Genomic DNA, 24,406 nt, shown 5'->3' on the forward strand with positions numbered 1-24,406 from the left:
AAATTTTATGTTTAGTTCACAAACTTTCGGAAAAACTAGGAAAGATATGACAAAGGAGGTTATGAACGGTGGATCATCCAATTCAAGGGTTAATGAAAGCAGCAATGGAAAATTTAAAAGAAATGGTTGATGTAAATACGATTGTTGGAGAGCCTGTTCAAACGGCTGACGGTGGTGTGGTGTTAACGGTTTCTAAAGTAGCGTTCGGTTTTGGAGCAGGAGGTTCTGATTTCCAAACGAATGATGGACAAAGAGCGAACGGTAACGCTGCATTTGGTGGCGGTAGCGCGGGTGGTGTTTCTATTACACCAGTAGCATTTCTTGTGGTGAATAAAGATGGAGTAAATATTCTTCATCTACAAAATGCGACACATTTAGCAGAAAAAATGATTGAATTAGCTCCACAAACAATTGATAAAATTCAATCGATGTTCCAAACAGAAGAAAAGAAAGAGGGAAATCATCATCCTCAAAACCCTGATGAAATCCTTTAAAAACGCCTGCTTATGAGCAGGCGTTTTTTCTTGTAATCACTATGTAATAAAACACATGAAATTGTAAATAGTTTTTGAAGTTTTTTCTATGTTTCTAAAATTTTTCATGTTAAAATATGCTATAGAATTGAAACATATAAAACGAAGGTGGCTAGGTGCTTTGTCTGGAGGATCTGACCAAGTAAAGAATATGATATATATTAATGGTAATCGTCGAGGTCATTGTTTTATTACATCAGGAATTACGTTTAAAGAGTTTGCGAGTAACATCCCTTCACCGCTTCATCAAGTGTTGCTTTTGAAGCACAACTTCGAATGGACGGATTTTCATTATCATACTTTATTTGAATATGTTGAGGAAGAAAATATACATAAGTTAATTCAAGCAGAGATTGATGAATTTGATGAATTTTGTTGGGTAGATTTTGATGATGCAAGCGATTTAGATGAATTAGAGCCGAAAGAAATTGCAGAATTATTATATTTGGCTCACAAAAAAGAACCACTTGCAAGAACATTCTTTCCGCTGTTGAAAAATAGATTTGTTTATTTTTCACATGATGACGGATGGTACAACAAAGTGTATTATCGTAGAATTGCTGATTTTGTAGGAATGTTAAGTAAAGTCATTCCGTATAAACTCGGTGCTTTCGGTAAGAAACGTTTTTCTTTCTTCCAAAAATCAAAAATTTTCCCAGCGATTTCAAAAGAATTGATTATGGGACTTATTCCACTAATGGAAGATGGTCTTTACATAGATCTAGCAGGGAAGATTGAGTCAAGAAGAGGTCTTGAAATTCCGGTATATGTAGTTGGTTCGTATGAAAGTACGGATGAGGTGTTAGATAATATCGATGAATTGAAAGAGGAAGCAACAGAAACAGGTTGGCTCATTTTTGATAAGAAAGAACAAGAGTGGCAATGGGTTGTTGACTAAGAAAACTTGGCGTATGAAGTCAAGTTTTCTTGTCATTTGAAAGGAGTACAAATGAAGAAATATTATACAATTGTGGGTATTATAAGTATTATTCTCGTGGCAATATTACTTATAACTTGTCCGAAAGAATCAGATTTTAAAGTGTATGTACAGGATAAGTATGCGTTGAATTGTAACGAGAGTAGTTTTGAATGCACGCAAAATGTAGATGGTAAAAAAGAAAAACTACAATTTGAAAGTACAGATGCACGAAATGGTGTATTCTTTATGACTGTAAAGCAAACATTTAAAACAGAAGCTGGTGTTTCAAAAGAATATAGCGGAGTAGGAATGTTTGGTACATTTCTTTTTGTTTCAGAGAAGACTTTCTAGTAATAGAAGGTCTTTTTTTTATGCTTATGTTCATATAGATGAAGTAAGACAAGCATAGGAGGGATAGCGATGAAGAATACATGTATCGTTTGCGGTGGTGAGGAGTTTTTTTCCTCAACGTTATATGCACGTACGAAACAAGATTGGGCATATGCGCCAAACATGTACCGTTTTGAAAAGGTTTTTATTGAGCATAGGGATGAAGAAAATTATCCAGTGTTTCAAGAAATTACAGCGAAACATTGCTGTGGATGCGGTCATATTATGTTGTATCACGAATGAACACACCAAGTATAACTTGGTGTGTTTTTTTAAAACGCTGACAAAGCAAGGGGATAAAGTAAAGTAAATAAAACAGAAAAACTACCAAAACCAATTGCTGTATATCCAAGTGTTCTTGCTCCGAAATTGACAGCTAATAGGCCAACTAAAATTGCTAGGGAGCCGAGCGTAACTGGATAAAAAGCAATGGAGAATAACGAAAGAAATAAAGCGACATAGCCTACCATTGCGCCGGTATTTGTACCTTCTATTTCATTTGCAATTTCTTTACGCTTATGTCTAATTGGAATGCCAGCTGGTGATATTTCAGCAGCATACTCTTCGTTTTTTTCACCACTTTTAAAATGATGATTTCTCTTTCTTCGCATGTACATCCCTCTCTTTCAATTGGGTGTATCTATAGTATCTTTCAAAATGAGAAGAGCATGAGTATGAGTTAAACCCAAGTAAAGCAAAAAATGGAGAATACGTATTCCATCGTTAACATATCCATCTCCTATTGAAGATAGAGTGTGGGATTTTTTTCACTAGGACTGATTATCAGCCAGCAACAATTGGATTTTTATTAGCAGTTCTCTCCCATTAACTGGTCCGCATCCATTGAATTTTGAGGTAGGTGTCTTACTACAAGCGGGATAAAACAGGAATTTTGGAAAATGATGTAGAATGAAATGAGTGATAAAGCGTGAAGGTAGGGGAATGTATGACGAAATTTAATTGGCATGAATCAGCAGAAAAGAAATGGGATAGTAGTGCAGAGTTTTGGAATCAAAATAGTCAAGAGATGTGGGACAGCGGGAGTAGGAGCACAATTATTCCGTTTTTTGAACAATACGTGAAGAAAGAAGCACTAGTGCTCGATGTTGGTTGTGGTGATGGGTACGGTACATATAAATTAAGTCGCGCAGGCTATAAAGCAGTGGGAGTAGATTTATCGGAAGTGATGATTCAAAAAGGTAAGGAGCGCGGGGAAGGACCAAATTTATCTTTTATAAAAGGAGATCTTTCTGCATTACCATTTGAAAATGAGCAATTTGAATCAATTATGGCAATTAATTCTTTAGAATGGACGGAAGAGCCATTACGAGCGTTAAATGAAATAAAGCGTGTGTTAAAGAAAGATGGATATGCATGTATTGCAATTTTAGGACCGACAGCAAAGCCACGAGAGAATAGTTATCCTCGCTTGTACGGAAAAGACGTTGTTTGTAATACAATGATGCCTTGGGAATTTGAACAGTTAGCGAAAGAACAAGGTTTTAAAGTTGTAGATGGCATCGGCGTATATAAGCGCGGAGTAAATGAGAAGATGTTAGGTCAACTACCTACAGAGTTGCAACAATCGTTAACATTCTTATGGGTATTTATGTTAAAAAACGTATAAAGAAATGAAAGAATTTTTAGGAGGTAAATAAGTGCAGAAAATACAAAAAACTGATACAATATCATCAGAACCAATTAAAGGGGGACTAGGGTATATGACAACTACTACAACAGTGAAATCCGATATTGAAATCGCACAAGAAGCGAGTATGAAGAAGATTCAAGAAATTGCAGCTGATTTAAATATTTTAGAAGATGAATTAGAGCCATACGGGCATTATAAAGGTAAGTTATCTCTTGATATTTTTAAGCGCTTACAAGATGAGAAAGACGGTAAAGTTGTTTTAGTAACAGCAATTAACCCAACTCCAGCTGGAGAAGGTAAATCAACAGTAACAGTTGGTTTAGGTCAAGCTTTTAACAAAATTGGTAAGAAAACAGTAATTGCACTTCGTGAACCATCTCTTGGACCGACGATGGGATTAAAAGGTGGAGCAGCAGGTGGCGGTTTTTCACAAGTCGTACCAATGGAAGACATTAACCTTCACTTTACTGGAGATATCCATGCGATCACAACTGCCAATAACGCATTAGCAGCGTTTATTGATAATCATATCCAACAAGGAAACCCACTTGGAATTGATACACGTAAAATTGTTTGGAAACGCTGTGTTGACTTAAATGATCGTGCCCTTCGTAACGTAGTAATTGGTCTTGGTGGACCTGTACAAGGTGTACCACGTGAAGACGGTTTTGACATTACAGTAGCATCTGAAATTATGGCCGTGTTCTGCCTTGCAACAGATATTCAAGACTTAAAAGCACGTCTATCTCGCATCGTAGTTGCTTATAACTTTGCAAATCAACCTGTAACGGTTAAAGATTTAGGTGTAGAAGGTGCGTTAACACTATTATTAAAAGACGCATTAAAGCCGAACTTAGTACAAACGTTAGAAAATACACCAGCTATCATTCATGGCGGACCATTTGCGAATATCGCTCACGGTTGTAACAGTGTTATCGCTACAACAATGGCAGCAAAATTAGGTGATTATGTTATTACAGAAGCTGGATTCGGTGCTGATTTAGGCGCTGAGAAGTTTTTAGATATTAAAGCTCGTGCAGCTGGCATTAAACCAGAAGCAGTTGTTATTGTTGCGACGATTCGTGCGCTTAAAATGCATGGTGGCGTTGCAAAAGATCAATTAAAAGAAGAAAATGTAGATGCATTAGCAAAAGGTATGGAAAACTTACAGAAGCATGTTGAAACAATTCAAAGCTTCGGTGTGCCTTTCGTAATTGCAATTAATAAATTCATTACAGATACAGATGCAGAAGTTACATACTTACAAGAGTGGTGTAATGAGCGTGGCTATGCAGTATCCTTAACAGAAGTTTGGGAGAAAGGTGGCCAAGGCGGAGTTGACCTTGCTGAAAAAGTACTAAAAGAAATCGAAAAAGGTGAAAACAACTACGCACCACTTTATGAATTAGAATTACCATTAGAAGAAAAAATTCGTACAATTGCTCAAAAGGTATATGGCGCAAAAGATATTGAATTTGCTCCGAAAGCACGTAAGCAATTAGCTCAATATGAAGGAGAAGGTTGGAGTAACCTACCAGTTTGTATGGCGAAAACACAATACTCTCTTTCTGACGATGCAACAAAATTAGGTCGTCCATCTGACTTTATCGTTACAATTCGTGAGTTAAAACCATCTATCGGTGCAGGCTTTATCGTTGCGTTAACAGGTACAATGTTAACAATGCCAGGTCTTCCAAAACAGCCAGCAGCACTTCAAATGGATGTAAATGAAGATGGAAAAGCAGTAGGTTTATTCTAAAAGGTTGTAATTCATCTCGTTTATCTGTAAACTATATATACATCAAGTGGCGCCTTTCCATCGAAAGGCGCCTGTTTTTTGGAGGAAATTATGTTTGATCCAACTGCTTTTGACAATTTAAAAGTAATCGTAGAAGGTGCTGTGTATGATTTTGATCTACATGGAGATATTCTTGTAACAGATCGAAAAGATATGATGGATCTTGCTTCATTAAGTCGTATATATCATATCTCATTTCAATTAACAGAACCGTTTGAACCATTAGTAGAAGCAACATTTTCATTATCTGTGGATGCAAAGAACTTGTCTGGTGAAATACTAGAAGTGCCTCAGTTTACACCAGGTTGTGAGATGAAGCTAGCATTTTCATTCCCGTTAGAACAACCAGAAGTAAAATGTGAAGAAATTGAAACATTAATGCGTTCTATATGGGGAAAAGAAAGAATGATTATGCAGAAAGTTTCATACGAATATAATAAGCAAGCGATTTCATATCATAATAAGGTAGAGGTTCTATTTCAAAAAGCGATTACAGAAGACCATGTTGATGATTTAATAGCTGTTATTTCACACATGATAGAAACGGTGCGAACAATACAGCATTTTCTTCAAAAATAGAGATAAAGGAGAAAAACAAATGATAAAAGATATGCAACCATTTTTACAACAAGCTTGGGAGAAGGCTGGTTTTAAAGAGTTAACTGAAATTCAAAAACAAGCGATTCCAACTATTTTAGAAGGACAAGACGTTATAGCTGAATCTCCAACTGGAACAGGAAAAACATTAGCGTACTTATTACCCCTTTTACATAAAATTAATCCTGAAGTAAAACAGCCACAAGTTGTTGTTTTAGCGCCAACACGTGAACTTGTAATGCAAATTCATGAAGAGGTTCAAAAGTTTACAGCAGGAACTGAAATTTCAGGTGCATCTTTAATTGGTGGTGCAGATATTAAGCGCCAAGTTGAAAAATTAAAGAAACACCCAAGAGTAATTGTCGGTTCACCAGGCCGTATTTTAGAATTAATTCGTATGAAAAAGCTAAAAATGCATGAAGTAAAAACAATTGTATTTGATGAGTTTGATCAAATTGTAAAGCAAAAAATGATGGGCGCAGTGCAAGATGTAATTAAATCAACGATGCGCGATCGTCAATTAGTATTCTTCTCGGCGACAATGACAAAAGCGGCAGAAGATGCGGCACGTGATTTAGCAGTGGAACCACAATTAGTACGTGTAACACGTGCAGAATCAAAAAGCTTAGTTGAGCATACGTATATCATTTGTGAGCGACGCGAAAAAAATGATTACGTAAGAAGAATTATGCATATGGGCGATGTAAAAGCAGTTGCGTTCTTAAACGACCCATTCCGTTTAGATGAAATTACTGAGAAATTGAAATTCCGTAAAATGAAAGCAGCAGCTCTTCATGCAGAAGCAAGTAAACAAGAGCGTGAAGCGACAATGCGTGCTTTCCGCGGAGGGAAAGTAGAAATTCTACTTGCTACTGATATTGCAGCACGTGGTATCGACATTGACGATTTAACACATGTAATTCACTTAGAATTACCAGACACAGTAGACCAATATATTCACCGCTCAGGACGTACTGGACGTATGGGTAAAGAAGGAACTGTCGTGTCTCTTGTAACACCACAAGAAGAGCGTAAATTACTGCAATTTGCGAAAAAACTAGGCATTGTATTTACGAAGCAAGAAATGTTCAAGGGATCATTCGTAGAAACGAAACCGAAAGCACCAAAGAAAAAGAAACCAGCATTTACTGGGAAGAAAAAGCCTAGATAAATGATGGAGAAGGCGTAACTATTTGTAGTTACGTCTTTTTTGTTTGTAAACAAGTGATAATGGGAATTGTATTAGTGTTTTTAATGTGCCTATCATATATATGCTTCTACTGGGAGTATCGAAAAAAGGGTAGTTTATTTATTTGGTTTATACGAGGAAATAATATAAAAAAGTCGAATATTAAAATGATGCGAAATAATAAAAAGAAGGTACATATATGGATAGGAAATTAGGAATGTTTTTGAATACGAAATATATTGAAGTAAACGAAGGAATACAAAAAGCAAGGGAATGGGATTTAGAATATATTCAATTATATGCTATGAATCCGACTTTCAACTTAGCTAACATCTCAAAGATACAATGGAATACATTAAAAGAAAACTTATCTTTTAATGAGATTCAAGTCCCGTCATTAGCAATTAGCTTCGGAGAAAATGGAATAATAGGAACTGAAGCTGAATGTGTAATAGAGAGTTTTAAATATATTACTGATAAAGGGTTAAGGTTAGGAGCTAACATAGTAACAGCCCATATTGGGAAAATCCCTGAGGATGAAAATAGTGAGTACTATGATAAAATGCTACGTGTTTGTAATGAAATAGGGGACTTAGCGTTCAGATTTGGAGGATTCTTCGCCATTGAGACGGGATCTGAAAAAGCAATAGTATTAAAACGATTTTTAGAAACTGCAAACTCGAAAGGACTAGCTGTTAACTTTGACCCAGCAAATTTAATAAGTGATGTAAATGAAAATCCGGGAGAAGGTTTATTACTATTAAAAGATTATATAGTACAAACTCATATTAAAGATTGTAAAGAAGTGAAAAGTGATCGTTCAACTAAGTATATAGAAGTCGCAGCAGGGAATGGTGAAGTAGATTTCGATATATTCTTCAAAGTATTAGATAAAATTGGATTCGACGGATATAACATGATTGAAAGAAATGATTATTTTGATGAACTGGATGGGATGAGTCAGTCGATAAATTTTGCAAAGAAGTACATACCAACTCAAAAGGAATAACGATAGTATTTGTAGAAAGCTACATAGAATATAAAAACCATTAGGGGGAAATGTAATGATCCATAAAGTAGGACAAATTATGTTATATGTAAATAATCAAGATGAGGCAGTAAATTTTTGGACGGAAAAGGTAGGGTTTCATGTAGTTGCAGAGGAAGATAATAAGCAAGGAATGAGATGGATTGAAATCGCTCCGAAAAGCGGTGCAGAAACGAGCATTATATTACATAATAAAGAAGTTATTTCTAAAATGAGCCCAGAATTGAATCTTGGTACACCGTCCCTAATGTTCTTCTCAGAAAATCTTGATCAATTATATACAGATTTAACAAATAAAAATGTTACTGTTGGAGAAATGGTAACTATGCCTTCTGGTAAAGTGTTTAACTTTGCTGATAGTGAAGGGAATTATTTTGCGGTTATGGAGAAGAACCAATAATAATATTGCTATGTGAAAATCCCCCTCAAATATATTTGAGGGGGATTAAATTTTTGAAGTGGATTTTTCATTAGAGAGTTGTTTAATAAAAAATACTCCTTTTTCAATAGCTGTCTCAATATAGCCAACGATTTGGTCAAACGTAAATACTTGTAAGTCTTCATGCAAATGTTGCTTTGGATATAACATATCTTCAAAAAGATACTTTCGAAATTCTAAAACGTTTTCTTTAGAAACCTCTTCAATATCCACAATGTGAGCCTCTTGATTGAGAAGAGAGAAAAGCTGTTGTTCTTGATCGTAATGATGAAGCAACTTTGCATTTAACAATTTAAAATCGTTATAGTACAGGGGTGCGATAGTTTCGTCATTCTCTATTCTATTTTTTAGCCAAGGTAGAAAAAATCCACTTAGCCAATTATCATCGGCAATGAGGTGGGTATAATAGCCTAAAATAAATGGGGAATCTATATGTGATTCATATTTATGAAAAAATGAATCATAATCTATTCTTCTCGTATAGTTCTTCGTTGTACCGGCATAAAAATGTGAGGTTCCTTTTTCTTTTTTTGAATGAACAGCATCAGGGGCTACAGCTCCAAGTAAGAAAGAAGTCTTATCGTGAATTGATAGTTTCTCAGCAATACCACTAGCGATAATAACATGCATAATTCGTGATCCCATGAATGCCACCTCTGTTTCCAGTATTCATTTCAGGAAGAGGACTAAACAGTTAGTATTACTTTCCCTGTACTTTTTCTACTTTCGACCCATTCATGTGCTTTCCCTGCATTTTGAAGTGGAAAAGATTTCGTAGCCTTAATTTGTAAACGTCCGTCACGCAAATAACGGAAAACTTCATTTGCAGTTTCTTGGAGCAGTTCAGGACGCTTTTTTCGTGTGGTTCCAAAGCTAAAACCGAGTATAGAGCGGCAACTTGCATGTAAATCTTTCGTTTGAAAGTTACCAATTTCACCGCTAGCATTACCGAAATGAACGAGGCGACCGTAATAAGCAAGGCAGTTTAAACTTCTTTCAGAAACCGTTCCAGAAATAGAGTCTAAAATTACATCAACCCCTTTACCATTTGTCAGTTCATTGACTTTCTCTACAAAATCTTCAGCTTGATGACAAATAACATAATCAGCTCCAGCATCTAAAGCAATTTCTTTTTTTGCTTCACTTCCGACAATGCCTATAACTGTTCCAGCCTCTAATAGTTTAGCAAGTTGAATAGCAGTAGTGCCAATTCCGCCAGCAGCCGCATGAATGAGTACAGATTCACCTTGTTGAAGCCTTGCAACATTAGCGAGTAAATTATAGCTTGTAAAAGATACAATTGGACAAGCAGCTGCAGTTTGAAAATCGACTTCATGAGGTAAAGAAAAAGTAAGATTTTCGTTTGCGACAACGTATTCTGCGTAAGATCCATTTTGAGGAAAAGCGATGACTCGCTGTCCAGGATAAATATTTTTCACATGAGAACCGACTCGTTCTACAACACCAGCGACATCTATCCCTGGTATAAAAGGTAGTGCTTTATTTCCTTTTTTACCATAACGGGATTTAATATCGGCGAAATTTACACTAGTAGCAACAACGCGAATTAAAACTTGGTCTTCTGAAATAGTCGGCACATCCACATCTGTATATTTCATCACTTCAGGACCACCGAACGACGTTACAACGATAGCTTTCATCATATATCCTCCTAAATTTGACTATATAAATCATTTTAAATGTTCATTAGAAATTGGAAAATTATATAATAGTTATGTTTGATTATAAGTGAAGCTTATGAACTCAATGAATCATAATATTAATTTATATAAAAAAACTTTTAAAAAATCGAACGAAATATGAATTACCTGCCAATATATAGTGTAAGACAAAGGAGGGCTGGAATATGAAGGGTGAAATAGATTACGCACATTTAATTCAATTAACTTTATCAGGCAATAAAGAAGCGTATAGCGAATTGTATGATGTAACGATTCAAGAAGTATATAAAACAGCACATTTTTTAATTGAAGATAAAACGGATGTAGATGATGTCGTTCAAGAAGTATACATACAGCTATATGAATCGCTTCGTAAATATGATAGGAAGAAGCCATTTCGTCCTTGGCTAATTGGGCTTGCGATTAAACAAATTCATTCTTATAGAAGAAAGAGGTGGATGCGACTACGAATTATAAAAAAAGCAGAAGAGCAAAGAAAGCCAGTGCAAATTGATTTTTCTAACGATGTTGTAAGTAAAATATCAAACCAAAAACTAATCGAACTCATTCATAAATTACCGTATAAATTGAAACAAGTTATTATCTTAAGATACTTACATGATTATTCACAAGAAGAAGTAGCACAAATATTACATATTCCAATTGGTACAGTGAAATCTAGAATTCATGCGGCATTAAAGAAACTACGTCAAAAAGAGCAAGTAGAAGAAATTTTTTTAGGAGAGGTAGGGAATGTGAAATGAGTTTAGATTGTAGAGTTAGAGAATCTATACGAGAAGAAGCGAAGGGAATTGTTGCCCCGCCGGAGTTAAAAGAAAAAATAATTGTTCAAATCAAAATGAATCGCGGGGGAAGTAAGGTGAAGAGACGCCTGATCGCCGGAGTGCTTGCAGCAGCACTTTTAATCCCTACGACCGGTTTTGCATATCAATCTATTATGGCGGATGGTATATACGGTTCTTTTGAGAATTTAAAAAAACATGCTGGAGCGATGACATTAGAGGCGTACATGCGTTTTAGTGCAAAATTATTAGAAGCGAAAGATGAAATGGGTGCGAAGGAATATGAAGAGTTTACAAAAGAATTAAAAAAATTAACAGATGCAAAGCTTGCGTACGGAGATTCAAACGGTAATATTGATTACGATCAATTATCATCAGCTAAAAAAGAAGAAATGAAAAGAATAGAGATGGAGCTTCAGCCGTATTTTGATAAATTAAATGGCCATAAATCTAGTAAAGAAGTATTAACTCCTGAAGAGTATGAACAATATATGGAAGCATTAATGTCATATCAAACCGTATTAGTAAAAACGAAATCGAGTGGGGGGATAACAGTAGAAGAAGTACCTGAAGCGTACAAAGAAAGGTTTATTAAAGCGGAGCAGTTTATGGAGTATGTAAATGAAAAGGTGAGATAAGTAAAAAAGCTCAAAGCTTTAGCTTCGAGCTTTTTTTATTGAAAGAAAATAAAGCATTCAATTATATTTTTTCATCGCTGCATGATCCTTTTGTATAAAACAATCTAAAAGGGAATAACCAGCTATTAAACTAATAATCGTAACAAAAGTTGTATTTATTAGAATAATATTAACTAAATAAGGTAGGTATTCGCCAAGTGGTGAAAAGAGGAGTGCTGGGGAAAAGGAAATGAATAGTGTAGGCACTGTAATAGCGATAAATTTATCCGGTTGAAAGCTCCAATTTTGTTTACTCGTTTCGCGATTAATAGATTGAAGGAATCGTAATAAAATGCCGACTATAAGAGGGAAGAGTGTAAAGTAGAATAATTTTGGATAAACGTTAAAGTTCACTTGCGTGTCTGTATCTAAATAAAATTGAATTTTTACTCCTACAAATAATAATAAGACGATAAATAATGTGAAGCAGAGGTATAGCATTACTTTTTGCATTATATTCCACCATCCTTTACTCAAAATATATTCAAAAAAAGAAGAGATATACAATAACTACTGTTGTATATCTCTTCTTTTACTGTTAGTTAATAGTGGAGTTTGCTTTTTCTTGCTTCGTGAAATAATCAATAATGCCCATTGCGCTAATTTCTATATCTAAATGTAAAATATTATAAACGGAATGATCAGCTGGAACGTTTAACGTTGTAAGATGAGAAGAGATTTTATCCATTAACACAGTTTGTAAAGCTTTAGTTGCTTCATCGAAATCATTATACTGTTCAAAGACTTCCTTACCAGTCTGAATGAAAATAGGTAACCAATGTTCCAATTGATTGTATACTTCTGTAACATGAGAGGATGCGCCGTAATGACCGAAATAAATAGTATCTACATTCATGCTTTGAATGTGATTTTTAGAAGCAATCATCGCATCTGGTTGGAATTGTGAAGGGGACGTTGATGGTAGATATAACTCTACATCAACGTCTGCGAGTTCTCTATAATAAATTCCAATTGTATCGCCAGTAAAAATCCCGTTTGTTAATGAATCGTGAATGCTAATATGGTGCTTCGCATGTCCTGGTGTATCGTAAAATGTAAGTTTACGGTCTTCTGCAATTTGTAATGTATCACCATGTTGTACAATACGAACACGTTCTTCTTCTATAGGAAGAATGGGATCGAAAAGTTTGTCGAAATCTTCTTTGTATACAGCTTTTGCACCTAAAATAAGTTTTGTTGGATCAATCATATGACGAGCACCACGAGAATGCACATATAACGTAGCATTTGGGCACTTTTCCATCATTAAACCAGCTGCGCCAGCGTGATCTAAATGCACATGTGTAACGATAATGTTTTTAACATCGTTTAAATCAATATGTAATTGTTGTAAGCCGTCTAAAATATACGGAAGAGAAGGGGCTGCACAAGTTTCAATTAAAGTAATATCGTCACCTAATAAAACGTACGTACCTGTTCGTTCATTATGCTGTAAATCGAAATCATCAATAAGATATAGGTGAGAAGATAATTGCTCTACTTTTTTCATATTTACCACTCCTTATATACTGCATGTTTCTATTATACGCTAAAATAGAAAAAAGGCAGAAAACGAAAGCTCGTCTTCTGCCTTTTTGTAATATTATTATTTCGTTTGTTGTTTATTAATAGACATAATGAACAGTCCAACAATCCCGCCTACTAATGGAAGCATAATCTCTCCTGCTAAATTAAAGTAGGAGCTTAAGAATAAACCATTTACATCGATTACCCAGCCAGTAACATACAATAACATCATATATAGTACGAAATAAAACTCGCGATTTGAAATCGTTTCATGTTGTGCAGTTTTCATAATGGACACCATCCTTTTCTTTTATAATGGAATATAAACTGTCACGTTTTGTTCACATTTCAATTGTAAAACTTTCCAAAATAAAAGTCTAGTATTTTTTGTCGAATTTTTGAACAAAAATAAAGCGCTATCATTTCAGCGTGTAAGTACGTAATAAGAGCTGTATATTCACGAATGTAGTATAGTATAAACATAGAATGATAGTGAAGAGAGGGGCAAAGACAATGACAGTTTATGATTTTTCAGCTAAAACAATTACAGGTGAAGAAAAGTCGTTAAGAGATTATGAAGGAAAAGCACTTCTTATTGTAAATGTAGCTAGTAAATGTGGTTTCACACCTCAATATAAAGGATTACAAGAGGTGTATGATAAATATAAGGACCAAGGACTAGAAATACTCGGTTTCCCTTGTAACCAATTTGGAGGACAAGAGCCAGGTACAGAAGCAGATATTACTAGTTTTTGTGAGTTAAACTACGGTGTAAACTTCCCGATGTTTGCAAAGGTTGATGTGAAAGGTGATAAGGCTCATCCTTTATATACCTACATGACAGAACAAGCACCAGGTTTACTCGGTATGAAAGCAGTGAAATGGAATTTTACGAAGTTTCTAATTGGAAAAGACGGGAAAGTAGTAGGGCGTTTTGCGCCGCAGACGAAGCCGGTAGATTTAGAGGTTGAGATTGAGAAGGTACTTGGAGAATAATTAGGAGTTTCACTTTATTAAAAAACGTCTCAAAGAACAATGTAGTTCTTTGAGACGTTTTCTTTAAACTCACATTTTCAAGATTAAATAACTGTATCAAAGTCATCTGATTTAGGTAGAGAAGCTGCTTTTTTCATAAGCACTTCCCATAAGTGTACAGATTTCTTCCATTCTTCTGCAGTCTGCCTCTGTTTATACATAGCGTTCTCATAACTGGCAGTAAGTTGTTGCATATCGGCCGAGTTGTAAAGTGTATCGATATGGAGAGCGTATTCTCGGAATGTTTGACTTTCACTCCGTGGTATGCCAATTCTCGCAAATTGTTTTAAAAGTGCACCGTAAGCTTTTTGATAAACACCATCATCTTTTCGGTATTTATAGAAATGAATAATAAGAAATGTCCTCCATATCATTCTAGTGGTGAAGAGAATGTATCCCATAATACTAATTAGTATCGTAGAGAGGAATACGTACCACCAAGAAAAACTAGTTTGAGAATTTGTAACCTTTTTAGTAGAAGCTTCTTCTGTATTTTCTATTAAACTTTTAAGTTTTGCTTCATTATTTCGTTGTTGTATTTGCGTGTTATTAGAATTATTTGCTTCGCTATTTTGTGAAATAGGAGCAGGCGTATTATTTATAAAATTATAGGGATTAGTAAATCCTTTTGTTGGTTCGAATGGAATCCATCCGTATCCTGGGAAATATACTTCGACCCAAGAGTGTGCGTTATCGTTCGTGATTGTATAAACATCCTCACCTTCTGCAGAGGCAAGTGTATTGTCAAGAGTTCCTTCTGTATAGCCTTTTACCCAGCGAGCAGGAATCCCGGCAGAACGAAGTAGTACAATCATAGACGTCGAAAAATTATTACAGTAGCCGCTTTTTGTATCGAAAAGGAATTGATCTACATAATCTTGGCTTTTGGCAGGGAATAAGACATTTGTTGATTCGTATGTAAAAGAGTTGTCTGTAAAGTAATTTTCAATAGCTAATACTTTATCATATCGGTTGTCTTTATCATTTGTAAGATTGACAGCCAAGTCTTTTACGCGCTGTGGTAATGACTTGGGAAGTTGTGTGTACTTTGTCATAAAATAAGGATTTGTTTCTTGACCTTCATTTGTTTTTACAGCTTTCAAGTTTTCTATGGAAAACTCAGGGATCTCATATGTTACTTTATACGAATGTAAAGTAGTAGAAGAGTCTCCATTCATTGTATAAATTTTTTCTGAAAACGGGTCAACACTGTATGATACATCAGAAGCAGCCTCAACTGATACTAATCCTGCTGGATAGGTAAGGTGAGGGTAACTTTTTTGCATGGTAATTGTTGCCTCAGTCGTTTTCGTTTTTGTATTTTGTTCGTACCAGCTTACGACGTCGTTTTTATTTTTAAAAGAAATCTTTTTCGGATTTTCAGAAATTTCCCAGCCTTTTCCTGTATAAAAATCTTTTGTTTCTACTCTCCAATATTGTTTGTTTTGCGTTCGTGCTGTGAAAACAATTGTAGGATCCGCCTTAAAAGGACCGCCTAATCGCGAGTCATCTAAACCATACCCAATTGTAGAAACTTTTTGTTCTTTACTTGCTTCAGATGTGTTGAATTTTAAAAAATCCATTGTGTTTGGCCATTGAGGGCCAAATTTTGGAGCAAAGTATGCAATGGTTGCTAATAATACGATAAATATTGTAAGTGGTCTAAGTAATTTTGAGATTTCTCTAGCATAATTTTGTAAGTGTTCACGTTCTTTTATTCGTTCTACTTGAAGAAGACTAAGCATAAAAAAGCCGATGACAACAGTACGAATAATAGCGTAGTTTGCATTGTATAAATGTAAGTTATGAAAAGTTGCGATATAAATAATAGTCAATACAAGGAATAGAAACCCACGTTTTTTATGAATAATCCAAAATGAAGTGAAAGAACTCAAAAACCAAAATGAGAGAAAAAATAAAACCGTCGGAAAAACTGGAGAAATATCTAGTAAATTCCCTTGGAAAAACAGGGAGGAATTTCGAAACATATCAGAAAAGAATGTTGTTAGCCAAGATGGATTTATAAAAGCATTTTTATAATATAGGGAATGAATGATAAATAAGACTGTGACAATTTTTATAGGAATCTGCCACCTCGTTTGAAAAAAAGAGAGAGCGAAGCAAATTCCTATAAATGTTACGAAAATATCTAATCTACCTACATTTGTAATACCTATAAGAGGTCTTATCCATTCTAGTAAAAGAAGAAATACACATGCATGCATGAAGAATCTGTTTGTATCCCACTTGTATTTTGCTTGTAATATCATCATTTGCTCACCTCAAAAAACACGTTTGTATACCGGTTTTCATAAACCGTGTTTACAAATATTTGTCGTTTTTTTAGAGTTTCTAGTATACTGAGTTCTCGGTGTGAAAGTTGATTCGCTTTTTCTTTCACGACAAAAACCATACATTTTCTATTTCTTATAGCAGCACAATCAGCCGCCTTTTGAATATCGGGAGAAAGATTACTGGTCACGAGTATAACCGTGACGGGTTCATAAATTTTTCTTAGTTCCATGTCTACACTCTGGGAGAGCGGAAATACACTGTCTGCTTGTACTTTTGCTAAATGACAAAGGATTTGTTGTAACTGCGTATCTCCATTGTCTAAAGGGAAAATGGTTTGTTCTTTTCCGATAGACACGAATGATGCTGGTGAATTTTGTTTCAAGACAGCCCTTACGATAGAGGCAGTAAATGTGACGACTGATTCGAATAGAGGAGACTCGGTTCTGTCTATGAATATCATAATATTATGGCTGCGCTGTTGTTCAAACTCTTTTGTCATAATATTGTTTGTTCGTGCAGTTGCTTTCCAATCGATCCATGAAAAGCGATCGCCAGGTTTATAGTCTCTGACACCGACCGAGATTGTAGAGTCTTTTGCTGAATTTATATTTGCTGAAAGCGCTCCTTGTTCGAAATGATTTTCCAATTGTCGATACGCTATATCTACATACTGGGGATAGACTAAAAATGTATCTGGAACTAAAAAAGTTACTTCTTTCTCCATCATGCCGAATAAATCGCCAGTTTTGACACGAACGCTTGAAAAAGTGTGCTCGCCTCTAGGGATTGTGTCAATAACATATTGAAACGAAATATTTCGTTTCAATCCTGGGAAGAGTACTACCTTATTCATCTTTATTTGTTTACAACTTATAAATTGTGGTGGCAGTGCATCTTCTATAACTAAATAAAGTAAGGGAAAAGGAAATTTTCTTTTTATTGTAATCGTGCTTACAAATTGTTCTCCTACTACATATCCATTTTGGTTTGTTATTCGCTTTACTTCAGCGTCCCGTAAAGCGTAGAAGGGGAGTAGTAGCGAATAAAGAGCAATGGGAATTATGCTGTAAAATAAAAACCAACTTACAAACCCTCCTTGAAACATAGCGTACACAAATGTTAAGACTAGGCATAAAGGGAGTAGCAATAACTTCATAACGTGATATAGCGCTCGCAGCATTCGTTTCATCAAGGGTTCATCGTCCTTTGAGTAGGCACGGTAGTTCGTGCAACGATTTTTGCGATAACTTGTTTGCCAGTTATTCCTTCAAATTTTGCTTCCATTTTTAGAATGAGTCTATGTGCTAAAACGTAAGGGGCTAAAAGTTTAACATCGTCTGAAATAACATAATTCCTGCCATGGATAAATGCATAAGCTTGTGAAGCTTTCATTAAAGCAATCGAACCACGTGGACTTGCACCTAACTGTATAGAACTGTACGTACGAGTCTGATTAACAAGCTTTACAATGTAATGCTTAATTGCTTTGTCCATACTTACTACCCGTACGCTTTGTTGTAAATAAAGTAATTCTTGTATTGTAGTAATGGTCTGTAATTGAGAGAGTGGATTTGTTTTTTCCATCCGGTTTAAAATTTCAAATTCTTCCTCTGGTGTAGGATATCCCATTTTTAGTTTCAATAAGAAACGATCGAGCTGAGCTTCTGGTAGAGAATATGTTCCTTCATATTCGACCGGATTTTGTGTAGCCATGACAAAGAACGGCTTTGGTAAAGGTCTTGTAATACCATCTATTGTAATATTGCCTTCTTCCATACATTCAAGTAAAGCAGATTGTGTCTTTGGAGATGTACGATTAATTTCATCAGCAAGTACAAAATTCCCCATAATTGGTCCAGGCTTGAACTCAAATTGGAGCTCTTTCGGATTATAAATAGAAACTCCTGTTACATCTGACGGCAGTAAATCAGGTGTAAATTGAATTCGCTTATAATCAGCATCAATGGATTTAGAAAGAGCACGTACTAGCATTGTCTTCCCGACACCAGGAACATCTTCTAATAGCACATGACCTTCAGCTAAGAGAGCTGTCAAAGCTAAGATTGTTTCTTTTCGTTTTCCGACCATTATTTTTTCAATATTATTGATTATTTTTTCTACAGTGGGATGTAATGAATCAAGCTGGGGCATCGTAATCCTCCTAATGTTATTATCGTTTTCTAATCCATTTAGTTGACATATTTCTAATTCTATATATAGATAGTAAAACTTCCACCTTTAATTCTGAGAATATTCAGATTATTTATTTTGATTATATCTAGTATAATTGTTTCCGTAACTAAGGGCAATACAGTAAATAATGATTTGTAGTTTTATGTAAAATGAGACTTGATATTAAAAATGACATTGAAGAAAAAATTCCTTACATACAATTTATATTCTTTTCTTTATGGCATTTTTGAAATAATATCAAAATTCTTTTTCTTTTGCAAAATAGTCGATACCTCAAAATACTATTCTCCTAATAATCACGATTAACCATAACCTTCACAACGGAACAAAAGGTTTTCTCACAAACTTATTTTCTACTGAATTTTTGACAATCTCTTGAACTGTGCGAAATGTCACATCTGTATTTTACAACCTCTCTTATAGTAAGGGTATGTAAGAGAGACGTATTAAAGGAGTGAACAGTATGAAGAAAAAACCTTCAGCACTAATGAGACGTTTAAAATATTTTTCACCAATAGATCGTTATAACGATAATCATACACAAGAAACATATGAAGATCGTGAATGGGAAAATGTGTACAGAAAGCGTTGGCAGCATGATAAAGTAATTCGTTCTACACATGGCGTGAACTGTACTGGTTCATGTAGTTGGAACATTTATGTGAAAGATGGAATTGTAACTTGGGAAGGACAGGAGCTTAACTATCCAACAACAGGTCCTGATATGCCTGATTTTGAACCGCGAGGCTGTCCACGTGGAGCAAGTTTTTCTTGGTACATTTATAGTCCACTTCGTGTGAAATATCCGTATGTACGTGGTGTTCTTTGGAATATGTGGCAAGAAGAATTACAAAATAACGAGTCACCATTAGATGCTTGGAAAAGCATTGTGGAAAACCCTGAAAAAGCACGAAAGTATAAGCAGGCACGTGGTAAAGGAGGATTCATTCGTGCGAATTGGGATGAAGTGTTACAACTCGTTTCAGCTTCATTACTGTATACAGTAATGAAATACGGTCCAGACCGAAATGTTGGTTTCTCACCAATTCCAGCTATGTCGATGTTAAGTCATGCAGCTGGTAGTCGTTTTATGCAACTTATGGGTGGGCCGATGCTTAGTTTTTATGATTGGTACGCAGATTTACCACCAGCTTCTCCGCAAATTTGGGGCGATCAAACAGATGTACCAGAAAGTAGTGACTGGTATAACTCTGGTTACATTATGACATGGGGTTCAAATGTACCGATGACGAGAACACCAGATGCTCACTTTTTAGCAGAGGTTCGATATAAAGGAACGAAAGTCGTTTCTGTCAGTCCTGACTTCGCTGAATCTACAAAGTTTGCGGATGATTGGATTAGTGTGAAACAAGGTACAGATGGTGCACTTGCGATGGCAATGGGGCATGTGATCTTACAAGAATTTTACGTAGATAATCAAGTGGAATATTTCACAAAGTATGCGAAGCAATATACTGATTTTCCTTTCTTTGTCACATTGAAACAAAAAGGAGATCAATTCGTTGCTGATCGTTTCTTAAACGCTGCTGATATTGGACGCGAAACGAAGTTAGGAGAATGGAAACCTGTTCTTTGGAACGAGAACACGAATGATTTTGCAACACCTCAAGGCACAATGGGCTCACGTTGGGATAACGAAAAGAAATGGAACTTGCGTTTAGAAGATGAAGAAACAGGTGAAAAGATTGATCCACGTCTTTCTTTACTTGGAATGGAAGAAACGATTGGAACGGTACAAATTCCGTACTTCTCTGATGATGGAAACAAAGTATTAGAACGTACAATTCCAGTGAAAAAGGTTATGACAGAAGAAGGCGAAGTGTTCGTTACAACTGTATACGACTTAACGTTAGCAAATTACGGGGTGAACCGAGGGTTTGGCGGACAAGAGCCGAAAGACTTCAATGATGATGTACCGTTTACACCTGCATGGCAAGAGAAAATGACAGGAGTGAAACGAGAACTAATTATTCAAATCGCTCGTGAGTTCGCACAAAATGCCGCTGATACAAATGGTCGCTCGATGATTATTGTTGGAGCTGGTATTAACCATTGGTTTAATTCTGATACGATTTATCGCGCAGTTTTAAATCTTGTTCTTCTCGTCGGGGCACAAGGAGTAAACGGCGGGGGATGGGCGCATTATGTTGGTCAAGAAAAGTTACGACCTGCAGAAGGATGGCAAACAATCGCGATGGCAAAAGATTGGCAAGGGCCACCAAAATTACAAAATGGTACGTCTTTCTTCTATTTCGTAACAGATCAATGGCGCTATGAAGATACACCTGTTGGACATTTAGCATCACCAATTGAAGGTAACTCACGTTATCAACATCACGGTGATTACAATGTATTAGCAGCACGACTCGGCTGGTTACCTTCTTATCCAACATTCGAGAAAAATGGAATTGAATTATATAAAGAAGCTGTTGCTGCTGGTGCAACAACGCAAGAAGAAATCGGAAAATATGTTGCACAAAAATTAAAAGAAAAAGAACTGAAATTTGCGATTGAAGATCCTGATAATAAAAACAACTTCCCGCGCAACTTATTCGTTTGGCGTGCGAATTTAATTTCAAGTTCTGGTAAAGGGCATGAATATTTCTTAAAACATTTATTAGGTACAACAAACGGATTAATGAATGACGATAGTGATTCATTACGACCAGAAGAAATTAAGTGGCATGAAGAAGCACCAGAAGGGAAGCTTGATTTACTCATTAATTTAGATTTCCGTATGGCTGGAACAGCGCTGTATTCTGATATCGTCTTACCTGCTTCAACTTGGTACGAAAAACATGATTTAAGTAGTACAGATATGCATCCATTTGTGCATCCATTTAATCCAGCAATCGGTTCACCGTGGGAAGCACGCTCTGACTGGGATATTTTCACTTCACTTTCTAAAGCTGTGTCAGATTTAGCGAAGAAAATAGAGCTTGAGCCAATGAAAGAAGTTGTTGCAACACCACTTCTTCATGATACACCGCAAGAATTAGCGCAACCACTTGGCAAGATTAAAGATTGGAGTAAAGGTGAATGTGAACCAATCCCGGGTAAAACGATGCCACAAATTCATGTTGTTGAAAGGGATTATAAAACGATTTATGACAAAATGACAGCACTTGGACCAAATGCCGGAAAACAACCGATTGGTACGAAAGGGATCTCTTGGTCAGCAGAAAAAGAGTATGAGCAATTAAAGAGCAAATTAGGAGTTGTTCGAACGGATACTATTGCGAAAGGTTGCCCAGACATAAAAGAAGCAATCAATGCTGCTGAAGCGGTATTAACGCTTTCTTCTACAACAAACGGTCATATGGCAGTAAAAGCATGGGAAGCACTTGAAAAACAAACAGATCTAAAATTACGTGATTTAGCAGAAGAACGTGAAGAAGAATGCTTTACATTCGAACAAATTACAGCACAACCGAAAACAGTAATTACTTCTCCGGCCTTTACAGGTTCAGAAAAAGGTGGACGACGTTACTCACCGTTTACAACAAATGTGGAACGTCTTATTCCTTGGAGAACGATAACTGGTCGACAATCTTTCTACTTAGACCATGACATGATGAAAGAATTTGGTGAAATGATGGCAACATTTAAACCAATTCTGCAACATAAACCGTTCCGTAAGTCACGCCCTGAAGTAGAAGGGAAAGAGATTACACTAAACTATTTAACACCGCATAATAAGTGGTCGATTCATAGTATGTATTTCGATTCATTACCGATGTTAACGCTGTTTAGAGGTGGTCCAACTGTTTGGATGAATAAAGAGGACGCTGCAGAAGCTGGCGTTGCTGATAATGATTGGATCGAGTGCTTTAACCGTAACGGTGTTGTCGTAGCGCGTGCTGTTGTAACGCACCGTATACCGAGGGGAATGGCATTTATGCACCATGCGCAAGATCGCCACATTAACGTGCCTGGTACGAAATTAACAAGCACCCGTGGGGGAACGCATAATAGTCCAACCCGTATTCATGTTAAACCAACACATATGATTGGTGGATATGGCCAATTAAGCTATGGATTTAACTATTATGGTCCGACTGGGAACCAGCGTGATTTAAATGTTGTAATCCGTAAACTGAAGGAGGTAGATTGGCTTGAAGATTAAAGCGCAAGTCGGAATGGTAATGAACCTAGATAAATGCATCGGCTGTCATACTTGTAGTGTAACGTGCAAAAACACCTGGACAAATCGTCCAGGTGCGGAATATATATACTTCAATAACGTAGAAACGAAGCCCGGAATTGGTTATCCGAAACAATGGGAAGATCAGGAGAAATATAAAGGCGGCTGGGAATTGAAAAATGGTGAAATTCAGCTGAAATCTGGTTCGAAAATGAAACGTCTTATGAACATTTTCCACAATCCAGATCAACCAACAATTGATGATTACTTTGAACCTTGGAATTATGATTATGAAACATTAACAAATAGCCCGCAGCGTAAGCATCAACCAGTTGCTCGTCCGAAATCAGCAATTACAGGCGAATTTATCGACAAAATTGAATGGGGTCCGAACTGGGAAGATGATTTAGCTGGTGGACATATAACAGGATTACAAGATCCGAACGTAAAGAAAATGGAAGAAGAAATTAAAACAGATTTTGAAAACGTCTTTATGATGTATTTACCACGCATATGTGAACATTGTATGAATCCGTCTTGCGTATCATCTTGTCCATCTGGTGCGATGTATAAACGTGAAGAAGACGGCATTGTTCTTGTAGATCAAAATGCATGTCGTGCTTGGAGGTTCTGCGTATCATCTTGTCCATATAAAAAAGTGTATTTTAACTGGCAAACGAATAAAGCTGAAAAATGTACAATGTGTTTCCCACGTATTGAGGCTGGTATGCCAACAATTTGTTCAGAAACATGTGTGGGACGTATCAGGTATATTGGGGTAATGCTATATGACGCTGACAAAGTAAAAGAAGCAGCTTCTGTTGAAGACGAAAAAGATTTATATGAATCGCAGCTTACTGTTTTCCTAGATCCAAATGATCCAGAAGTAGCAGCTGAAGCGAAAAAACAAGGCATTCCTGAAGAATGGATTAAAGCAGCACAAGAGTCACCAATCTATAAAATGATTATCGATTGGAAAATTGCTCTGCCTCTTCATCCAGAGTACCGTACAATGCCGATGGTTTGGTATATTCCGCCGCTTAGCCCAATTATGAATATGGTGGAAGGGAAAGGCAGTAACTGGCAAGCAGAAGAGATTTTCCCTGCTATCGATAATATGCGTATTCCAATTCAATATTTAGCGAATTTACTCACTGCAGGAGATGAATCACACATTCGTCTTACATTGAAGAAAATGGCTGTTATGCGAACGCATATGAGAGCGCTGCAAATTAATAAAGAGCCAAATGAAGCTGTATTAAAAGAACTTGGTTTAACGAAACAGGATGTAGAAGATATGTATCGTCTTCTTGCTATTGCGAAATATAAAGATCGCTTCGTCATTCCGGGCACTCATCGTGAACAAGTGGCAGATTTATATAGCGAACAAGGAAGCTGTGGTTTAGCATTCGCAGGTGGTCCAGGCTCTTGTATGACAATTTCTTAAATAAAGGGGGCAGAAAAT

Annotated in this window: 24 protein-coding genes; 15 read left to right on the top strand and 9 right to left on the bottom strand. The window is 36.1% G+C overall.

Features of this window, described 5'->3' with window-relative positions:
• Positions 1-68: 68 nt before the first annotated feature.
• The 4 genes from ytfJ to CGQ22_RS06495 all read left to right on the top strand — a co-directional run bounded on the left by ytfJ (position 69) and on the right by CGQ22_RS06495 (position 2,085).
• On the top strand, positions 69-494 hold the full coding sequence (ytfJ, locus tag CGQ22_RS06480; RefSeq protein WP_089148423.1) for a GerW family sporulation protein: 426 nt from the start codon (positions 69-71) through the stop codon (positions 492-494).
• A 160-nt stretch (positions 495-654) separates the two neighbouring features.
• Positions 655-1,431, top strand: a complete 777-nt coding sequence (locus tag CGQ22_RS06485) for an oxalate:formate antiporter (protein ID WP_000014087.1) — start codon at positions 655-657, stop codon at positions 1,429-1,431.
• 51 nt (positions 1,432-1,482) lie between these two features.
• The gene (locus tag CGQ22_RS06490; protein WP_000761174.1) at positions 1,483-1,803 is read left to right on the top strand and encodes a hypothetical protein; all 321 of its coding nucleotides are present in this window, start codon (positions 1,483-1,485) and stop codon (positions 1,801-1,803) included.
• Positions 1,804-1,872: 69 nt separating this feature from the next.
• Positions 1,873-2,085 (top strand): hypothetical protein, encoded by a 213-nt coding sequence (locus tag CGQ22_RS06495; protein WP_000798747.1) that lies wholly within the window; start codon positions 1,873-1,875, stop codon positions 2,083-2,085.
• A 29-nt stretch (positions 2,086-2,114) separates the two neighbouring features.
• Here CGQ22_RS06495 and CGQ22_RS06500 read toward each other — a convergent pair whose 3' ends face one another.
• Positions 2,115-2,453: a hypothetical protein gene (locus CGQ22_RS06500; protein WP_001253201.1), complete on the bottom strand. Its 339-nt coding sequence runs from the start codon at positions 2,451-2,453 to the stop codon at positions 2,115-2,117.
• A 335-nt stretch (positions 2,454-2,788) separates the two neighbouring features.
• On the opposite strand from CGQ22_RS06500, the gene CGQ22_RS06505 reads away from it, so the two are divergent.
• From CGQ22_RS06505 to CGQ22_RS06530, 6 genes are all read left to right on the top strand, one after another.
• Positions 2,789-3,469: a class I SAM-dependent methyltransferase gene (locus CGQ22_RS06505; protein ID WP_000160041.1), complete on the top strand. Its 681-nt coding sequence runs from the start codon at positions 2,789-2,791 to the stop codon at positions 3,467-3,469.
• A gap of 94 nt (positions 3,470-3,563) precedes the next feature.
• Positions 3,564-5,252 carry a formate--tetrahydrofolate ligase gene (locus CGQ22_RS06510; protein ID WP_033672993.1) on the top strand — a complete coding sequence of 563 codons (1,689 nt, stop codon included), beginning with the start codon at positions 3,564-3,566 and terminating at the stop codon, positions 5,250-5,252.
• A gap of 90 nt (positions 5,253-5,342) precedes the next feature.
• On the top strand, positions 5,343-5,870 hold the full coding sequence (locus tag CGQ22_RS06515) for a hypothetical protein (protein ID WP_000460219.1): 528 nt from the start codon (positions 5,343-5,345) through the stop codon (positions 5,868-5,870).
• A gap of 19 nt (positions 5,871-5,889) precedes the next feature.
• Positions 5,890-7,059, top strand: a complete 1,170-nt coding sequence (locus CGQ22_RS06520; RefSeq protein WP_000588614.1) for a DEAD/DEAH box helicase — start codon at positions 5,890-5,892, stop codon at positions 7,057-7,059.
• Between the two features lie 217 nt (positions 7,060-7,276).
• On the top strand, positions 7,277-8,086 hold the full coding sequence (locus CGQ22_RS06525) for a sugar phosphate isomerase/epimerase family protein (RefSeq protein ID WP_000375222.1): 810 nt from the start codon (positions 7,277-7,279) through the stop codon (positions 8,084-8,086).
• A 55-nt stretch (positions 8,087-8,141) separates the two neighbouring features.
• Positions 8,142-8,525 carry a VOC family protein gene (locus CGQ22_RS06530; RefSeq protein ID WP_000581467.1) on the top strand — a complete coding sequence of 128 codons (384 nt, stop codon included), beginning with the start codon at positions 8,142-8,144 and terminating at the stop codon, positions 8,523-8,525.
• A 45-nt stretch (positions 8,526-8,570) separates the two neighbouring features.
• On the opposite strand, the gene CGQ22_RS06535 is transcribed toward CGQ22_RS06530, so the two are convergent.
• Together CGQ22_RS06535 and CGQ22_RS06540 are read right to left on the bottom strand one after the other, a co-directional pair.
• Entirely contained in the window at positions 8,571-9,209 is a 639-nt protein-coding gene (locus CGQ22_RS06535; RefSeq protein ID WP_000535631.1) for a zinc dependent phospholipase C family protein, read from the bottom strand.
• A gap of 41 nt (positions 9,210-9,250) precedes the next feature.
• On the bottom strand, positions 9,251-10,225 hold the full coding sequence (locus tag CGQ22_RS06540; protein WP_000644654.1) for a quinone oxidoreductase family protein: 975 nt from the start codon (positions 10,223-10,225) through the stop codon (positions 9,251-9,253).
• Between the two features lie 206 nt (positions 10,226-10,431).
• On the opposite strand from CGQ22_RS06540, the gene CGQ22_RS06545 reads away from it, so the two are divergent.
• Entirely contained in the window at positions 10,432-11,010 is a 579-nt protein-coding gene (locus tag CGQ22_RS06545) for a sigma-70 family RNA polymerase sigma factor (RefSeq protein ID WP_000675554.1), read from the top strand.
• A complete protein-coding gene (locus tag CGQ22_RS06550; protein ID WP_000050698.1) occupies positions 11,007-11,687 on the top strand; it encodes a DUF3600 domain-containing protein in 681 nt (226 codons plus the stop codon). The genes CGQ22_RS06545 and CGQ22_RS06550 overlap by 4 nt, the downstream gene beginning before the upstream one ends.
• A gap of 57 nt (positions 11,688-11,744) precedes the next feature.
• Here CGQ22_RS06550 and CGQ22_RS06555 read toward each other — a convergent pair whose 3' ends face one another.
• The 3 genes from CGQ22_RS06555 to CGQ22_RS06565 form a co-directional block, all read right to left on the bottom strand.
• Complete coding sequence (locus CGQ22_RS06555; RefSeq protein WP_001174540.1) at positions 11,745-12,179, bottom strand: hypothetical protein; 435 nt, start codon at positions 12,177-12,179, stop codon at positions 11,745-11,747.
• Positions 12,180-12,264: 85 nt separating this feature from the next.
• Positions 12,265-13,236 carry an MBL fold metallo-hydrolase gene (locus CGQ22_RS06560; protein ID WP_000754971.1) on the bottom strand — a complete coding sequence of 324 codons (972 nt, stop codon included), beginning with the start codon at positions 13,234-13,236 and terminating at the stop codon, positions 12,265-12,267.
• Positions 13,237-13,332: 96 nt separating this feature from the next.
• A complete protein-coding gene (locus tag CGQ22_RS06565; RefSeq protein WP_000844984.1) occupies positions 13,333-13,542 on the bottom strand; it encodes a DUF3925 domain-containing protein in 210 nt (69 codons plus the stop codon).
• 224 nt (positions 13,543-13,766) lie between these two features.
• Here CGQ22_RS06565 and bsaA point away from each other — a divergent pair, with 224 nt between their 5' ends.
• Positions 13,767-14,249: a glutathione peroxidase gene (bsaA, locus tag CGQ22_RS06570; RefSeq protein ID WP_000219442.1), complete on the top strand. Its 483-nt coding sequence runs from the start codon at positions 13,767-13,769 to the stop codon at positions 14,247-14,249.
• Between the two features lie 83 nt (positions 14,250-14,332).
• Here the strand turns inward: bsaA and CGQ22_RS06575 are convergent, their stop codons facing one another.
• The 3 genes from CGQ22_RS06575 to CGQ22_RS06585 are packed head-to-tail and all read right to left on the bottom strand — an operon-like array spanning position 14,333 to position 18,734.
• Positions 14,333-16,561, bottom strand: a complete 2,229-nt coding sequence (locus CGQ22_RS06575; protein ID WP_089148424.1) for a transglutaminase TgpA family protein — start codon at positions 16,559-16,561, stop codon at positions 14,333-14,335.
• Positions 16,558-17,772 carry a DUF58 domain-containing protein gene (locus tag CGQ22_RS06580; protein WP_000827539.1) on the bottom strand — a complete coding sequence of 405 codons (1,215 nt, stop codon included), beginning with the start codon at positions 17,770-17,772 and terminating at the stop codon, positions 16,558-16,560. Before CGQ22_RS06580 ends, CGQ22_RS06575 begins: the two co-directional genes overlap by 4 nt.
• Positions 17,772-18,734, bottom strand: a complete 963-nt coding sequence (locus CGQ22_RS06585; RefSeq protein WP_001135813.1) for an AAA family ATPase — start codon at positions 18,732-18,734, stop codon at positions 17,772-17,774. Before CGQ22_RS06585 ends, CGQ22_RS06580 begins: the two co-directional genes overlap by 1 nt.
• A gap of 505 nt (positions 18,735-19,239) precedes the next feature.
• Here CGQ22_RS06585 and CGQ22_RS06590 point away from each other — a divergent pair.
• Both CGQ22_RS06590 and narH read left to right on the top strand, forming a co-directional pair.
• A complete protein-coding gene (locus CGQ22_RS06590; protein ID WP_089148425.1) occupies positions 19,240-22,923 on the top strand; it encodes a nitrate reductase subunit alpha in 3,684 nt (1,227 codons plus the stop codon).
• Positions 22,913-24,388: a nitrate reductase subunit beta gene (gene narH, locus CGQ22_RS06595; protein ID WP_061884106.1), complete on the top strand. Its 1,476-nt coding sequence runs from the start codon at positions 22,913-22,915 to the stop codon at positions 24,386-24,388. Before CGQ22_RS06590 ends, narH begins: the two co-directional genes overlap by 11 nt.
• The last annotated feature ends 18 nt before the right edge of the window (positions 24,389-24,406 follow it).

The sequence above is a fragment of the Bacillus sp. M13(2017) genome, from assembly GCF_002218325.1.
GTDB lineage: Bacteria > Bacillota > Bacilli > Bacillales > Bacillaceae_G > Bacillus_A > Bacillus_A thuringiensis_K.

What these genes read in the sequence shown, in the direction of transcription:
- bsaA (WP_000219442.1), top strand. Translation starts at nt 13,767, where the DNA reads ATGACAGTTTATGATTTTTCAGCTAAAACAATTACAGGTGAAGAAAAG.
- CGQ22_RS06560 (WP_000754971.1), bottom strand. Translation starts at nt 13,236, where the DNA reads ATGAAAAAAGTAGAGCAATTATCTTCTCACCTATATCTTATTGATGAT.
- CGQ22_RS06490 (WP_000761174.1), top strand. Translation starts at nt 1,483, where the DNA reads ATGAAGAAATATTATACAATTGTGGGTATTATAAGTATTATTCTCGTG.
- CGQ22_RS06530 (WP_000581467.1), top strand. Translation starts at nt 8,142, where the DNA reads ATGATCCATAAAGTAGGACAAATTATGTTATATGTAAATAATCAAGAT.
- CGQ22_RS06545 (WP_000675554.1), top strand. Translation starts at nt 10,432, where the DNA reads ATGAAGGGTGAAATAGATTACGCACATTTAATTCAATTAACTTTATCA.
- CGQ22_RS06580 (WP_000827539.1), bottom strand. Translation starts at nt 17,772, where the DNA reads ATGAAACGAATGCTGCGAGCGCTATATCACGTTATGAAGTTATTGCTA.
- CGQ22_RS06495 (WP_000798747.1), top strand. Translation starts at nt 1,873, where the DNA reads ATGAAGAATACATGTATCGTTTGCGGTGGTGAGGAGTTTTTTTCCTCA.
- CGQ22_RS06565 (WP_000844984.1), bottom strand. Translation starts at nt 13,542, where the DNA reads ATGAAAACTGCACAACATGAAACGATTTCAAATCGCGAGTTTTATTTC.
- CGQ22_RS06500 (WP_001253201.1), bottom strand. Translation starts at nt 2,453, where the DNA reads ATGCGAAGAAAGAGAAATCATCATTTTAAAAGTGGTGAAAAAAACGAA.
- CGQ22_RS06550 (WP_000050698.1), top strand. Translation starts at nt 11,007, where the DNA reads ATGAGTTTAGATTGTAGAGTTAGAGAATCTATACGAGAAGAAGCGAAG.
- CGQ22_RS06535 (WP_000535631.1), bottom strand. Translation starts at nt 9,209, where the DNA reads ATGGGATCACGAATTATGCATGTTATTATCGCTAGTGGTATTGCTGAG.
- CGQ22_RS06540 (WP_000644654.1), bottom strand. Translation starts at nt 10,225, where the DNA reads ATGAAAGCTATCGTTGTAACGTCGTTCGGTGGTCCTGAAGTGATGAAA.
- CGQ22_RS06520 (WP_000588614.1), top strand. Translation starts at nt 5,890, where the DNA reads ATGATAAAAGATATGCAACCATTTTTACAACAAGCTTGGGAGAAGGCT.
- CGQ22_RS06510 (WP_033672993.1), top strand. Translation starts at nt 3,564, where the DNA reads ATGACAACTACTACAACAGTGAAATCCGATATTGAAATCGCACAAGAA.
- CGQ22_RS06515 (WP_000460219.1), top strand. Translation starts at nt 5,343, where the DNA reads ATGTTTGATCCAACTGCTTTTGACAATTTAAAAGTAATCGTAGAAGGT.
- CGQ22_RS06575 (WP_089148424.1), bottom strand. Translation starts at nt 16,561, where the DNA reads ATGATGATATTACAAGCAAAATACAAGTGGGATACAAACAGATTCTTC.
- CGQ22_RS06505 (WP_000160041.1), top strand. Translation starts at nt 2,789, where the DNA reads ATGACGAAATTTAATTGGCATGAATCAGCAGAAAAGAAATGGGATAGT.
- CGQ22_RS06585 (WP_001135813.1), bottom strand. Translation starts at nt 18,734, where the DNA reads ATGCCCCAGCTTGATTCATTACATCCCACTGTAGAAAAAATAATCAAT.
- CGQ22_RS06555 (WP_001174540.1), bottom strand. Translation starts at nt 12,179, where the DNA reads ATGCAAAAAGTAATGCTATACCTCTGCTTCACATTATTTATCGTCTTA.
- CGQ22_RS06590 (WP_089148425.1), top strand. Translation starts at nt 19,240, where the DNA reads ATGAAGAAAAAACCTTCAGCACTAATGAGACGTTTAAAATATTTTTCA.
- CGQ22_RS06525 (WP_000375222.1), top strand. Translation starts at nt 7,277, where the DNA reads ATGGATAGGAAATTAGGAATGTTTTTGAATACGAAATATATTGAAGTA.